This window comes from Mycobacterium sp. TH-M25, assembly GCF_057473665.1.
The window spans coordinates 1-3,500 of record NZ_JBYCLA010000338.1; the positions used below are offsets into that span (position 1 = coordinate 1).

The window sequence follows — 3,500 nt, forward strand, 5'->3', positions numbered from 1 at the left end:
CCGGTGCCACCCCGGTCGCGGTGACTAACTGCCTTAACTTCGGTTCACCCGAAGATCCCGGGGTGATGTGGCAGTTCGCACAGGCCGTGCGGGGGCTGGCCGATGGCTGTGCGGCCCTAGGGATTCCGGTGACCGGTGGCAACGTCAGCTTTTACAACCAGACCGGGTCGGCGGCGATCTTGCCCACACCGGTGGTCGGGGTGCTCGGCGTGCTGGATGACGTGAGCCGGCGCATCCCGACCGGGCTTGGTATTGAACCGGGGGAGACCCTGATGCTGTTGGGCGAGACCCGCGACGAGTTCGACGGGTCGGTCTGGGCGCAAGTGACCGCCGACCATCTGGGTGGGTTGCCGCCGATGGTGGACCTGGCGCGCGAGAAGCTGCTGGCCGAGGTGCTGAGTTCGGCGTCGCGCGATGGGCTGGTATCGGCGGCGCACGACCTGTCCGAAGGCGGCCTTGCTCAGGCCATCGTGGAATCGGCGTTGGCGGGTGAAACCGGTTGCCGCATTGTGCTTCCCGAAGATTTTCAATCAGGCACAGGTCCGTTCACATTTCTCTTTTCTGAATCAGCGGGCCGGGTGCTGGTGGCTGTGCCACGCACCGAGGAGAGCCGGTTTCGGTCGATGTGCGAGGCGCGGGGTTTGCCAGCCATTCGTATCGGCGTCGTCGATCAGGGTTCGGACTCGATCGAGGTTCAGGGTCAATTCACCGTGTCCCTGGCCGAACTGCGTGCGACGTCCGAGGCGGTGCTGCCGCGATTCTTCGGATAGGTGGGCCTCGGAAATCGAGGCTAGCGTGGCGGAGCGGCTCACAAGTGCACGTCGTTGCTCGTCGGAGCGGCTACACTGAATGTTTCGTTTGTGTAAAGCCAATTGATCATGGAAGGGGTTGGCACCTCCGGTGCACAGACTTAGGGCCGCGGAGCATCCGCGGCCGGATTACGTCCTTTTGCACATCAGCGACACACATCTCGTTTCGGACGGCGCGCTCTACGGGGCGGTCGACGCCGACGGCCGGCTCGGCGAGTTGCTCGAGCAGCTGAAGCGCTCCCGACTGCGTCCCGACGCAATCATCTTTACCGGCGATTTGGCCGATCAGGGCGAGCCGGAAGCATACCGAAAGCTCCGAGGCCTGGTTGAGCCGTTCGCGGCCGAGCTGGATGCCGAACTCTTCTGGGTGATGGGCAACCATGACAATCGGGCCGCATTACGCACGTTGTTGCTGGACGAGGCGCCCTCCATGGCACCGCTGGACCGCGTGCGCAGAGTCGACGGACTCCGGGTCATCACGTTGGATACCTCGGTGCCGGGCCAGCATTACGGCGAAATCAGTGCATCACAATTAGATTGGCTTGCCGACGAGTTGGCAATCCCGGCCCCGGACGGCACCATCTTGGCGTTACACCATCCGCCGATTCCAAGTGTCTTAGACATGGCCGTCACGGTGGAACTACGCGACCAAGCTTCGCTGGGGCGGGTGCTCAAGGGTAGCGATGTTCGTGCCATTTTGGCCGGGCACCTGCACTACTCGACGAATGCCACCTTCGTCGGAATTCCAGTGTCAGTCGCCTCGGCCACTTGCTACACCCAAGATCTAACAGTTGTCGCCGGGGGAACGCGCGGTCGAGACGGCGCCCAGGGTTGCAACCTTGTGCACGTCTACCAAGACACTGTGGTGCACTCGGTGATTCCACTTGGCACCGGAAACACTGTGGGTACCTTTGTCTCTCCCGCGCAGGCGCGACGCAATATCGCCGAAAGCGGTCTGTTTATCGAGCCGTCTGGGCGGGATTCGCTGTTTGCCCATCCACCAATGGTGCTGACACCGTCGGTGACGCAAAGTCCCGGCGATTGACGTCGGTCGCGACCTTTTCCCAGGGCGCCGGTATTGGAAAGTAGCGTTCCAGGAAACTGACGACCCGTTCGGCACGCTCGGTCGCGGGGACTTCGGGGAAACTACCGTCGTTGAGGCAGAAAAAGTCGTAGTTGCGATGCTTCCGCAACTCGGGAAGTAAGTCGAGGCCTGCATACGAGGTGGTATCCGCGTACAGGACTTTGGCTTTTTCTTGTTGGACGGCGCGTCCAGTCATCAGCGCGTAGTAGTGGTAGAGCGAATTGGTAACCGAGATATCGGTGCCGGACCGGAACGCACTTGCCTGGGTCCGAGCGAATTCGTCCGGGAATTCGCGTTCCATCTCGATCAGCACGCTCTTGCGCAGCGGGACCGCGGTGTGTTCCAGATGACGCGTGATCAGTTGGCCGAATCGCTGTAAGAGGAGCTGGCGGTTAACCCGGGCCGCATTCTCAAAGCCACTGCGCGTTGGATCGTTAGTACCTAATCCGATACGGGTCTTGGCTTCGATGAACCTGGTCACCCCACCCGGGGAGAAGAACATGCTTGCTTTAAGCGGGCGACCGAAAAACATGTCGTCATTGGAGTACAGGAAATGCTCGCTGAGGTCGGGGATGCGATGCAGTTGGCTTTCCACGGCGTGCGAGTTGTAGGTAGGCAACGCCGACCTATCCGAAAAGTGGTCCTCCGCGGGGACAATTGTGATCATTGGGTGATCGGCTAACCATGCCGGCGGGGCTGAATCCGTCGCGATGAAGATGCGCCGGATCCACGGAGCAAACATGTTCACCGACCGCAGGGCATATTTCAACTCGTCGATCTGTCGAATCCGCGCGTCGGCGTCGTCGCCTTCTCCCACTACGTGGTGCGACATTTGGGCCGCCCGACGTGCCCGAAATTCTGGATCGCTACCGTCGACCCACGAGAACACCAGATCGATGTCAAACCTGACGTCACTTGCGTGCGGGGTGAACATCCCCTCAATGGTCTGCCACTTGTACCCGTAGAGCTTGACGGTGGCCGGTGTTATTTCTTTGCGTGGCAGCACCTTGCGGGTCAGGGAGTTTTCCAACGGGCAGCGGATCAGGGTCTCCTCGAAGGCCCAGAACTGGAGTTCGACACTGAACCTCGGACCGAACCGAAATCCTCCCGGCGCAATCCGTCGTCGATACAACCGTACGATACGTGGATCGATCGACTGCGATAACTGACCCTTGGCCACCAACACGGGAGAAACCCGGCGCTCATCAATTGTCTTGGCGTACATAGGTTCGCTGGCGCACGCGGTGACGAGCGCGCGTTCGACCGCGGGGCGCAGCTCGATGTTGACGGCAAGAACCGGCCGGTTTTTGTGGTTGCGGATAAGTAGGAAAGGAATGTCGGCACGGTGCAACGTCTTTCGCAGAAAGATCAGATCTTCGATCTGTGCTTCGTGCGGGGTCAAACTGGACTCGAGGCGGGCAACCTTTCCCTGCCGGGTAACAATGATGGGATCGAGGGTGCGTCGCACGGGCCGATCGTCTTCGCGCGACACAATCTTGCTCATCGAAACACCGCCTTAATGAAATAGTCTGACCACGGCACCGGGGGAATCTCGCAGACCATGGTGCCGGTTAGTCGACACCTCTTGCAAGACAGCAGATTTAGTA

3 protein-coding genes are annotated in these 3,500 nt (G+C 60.5%); 2 read left to right on the forward strand and 1 reads right to left on the reverse strand.

What is annotated here, in order from left to right; all coding sequences use genetic code 11:
- The coding region (locus tag AC2VOU_RS11405; RefSeq protein ID WP_486957477.1) for an AIR synthase-related protein at window positions 1-770 on the forward strand (770 nt) is incomplete at its 5' end.
- A 130-nt stretch (window positions 771-900) separates the two neighbouring features.
- Window positions 901-1,854 (forward strand): 3',5'-cyclic adenosine monophosphate phosphodiesterase CpdA, encoded by a 954-nt coding sequence (gene cpdA, locus AC2VOU_RS11410; RefSeq protein ID WP_054879340.1) that lies wholly within the window; start codon window positions 901-903, stop codon window positions 1,852-1,854.
- Here cpdA and AC2VOU_RS11415 read toward each other — a convergent pair.
- A complete protein-coding gene (locus tag AC2VOU_RS11415) occupies window positions 1,769-3,397 on the reverse strand; it encodes a stealth family protein (protein ID WP_486957478.1) in 1,629 nt (542 codons plus the stop codon). The two genes, cpdA and AC2VOU_RS11415, sit on opposite strands and share 86 nt — an antisense overlap.
- Window positions 3,398-3,500: the final 103 nt, after the last annotated feature.

Coding starts and splice junctions, on each gene's coding strand:
- AC2VOU_RS11415 (WP_486957478.1), bottom strand. CDS start 3,397: ATGAGCAAGATTGTGTCGCGCGAAGACGATCGGCCCGTGCGACGCACC.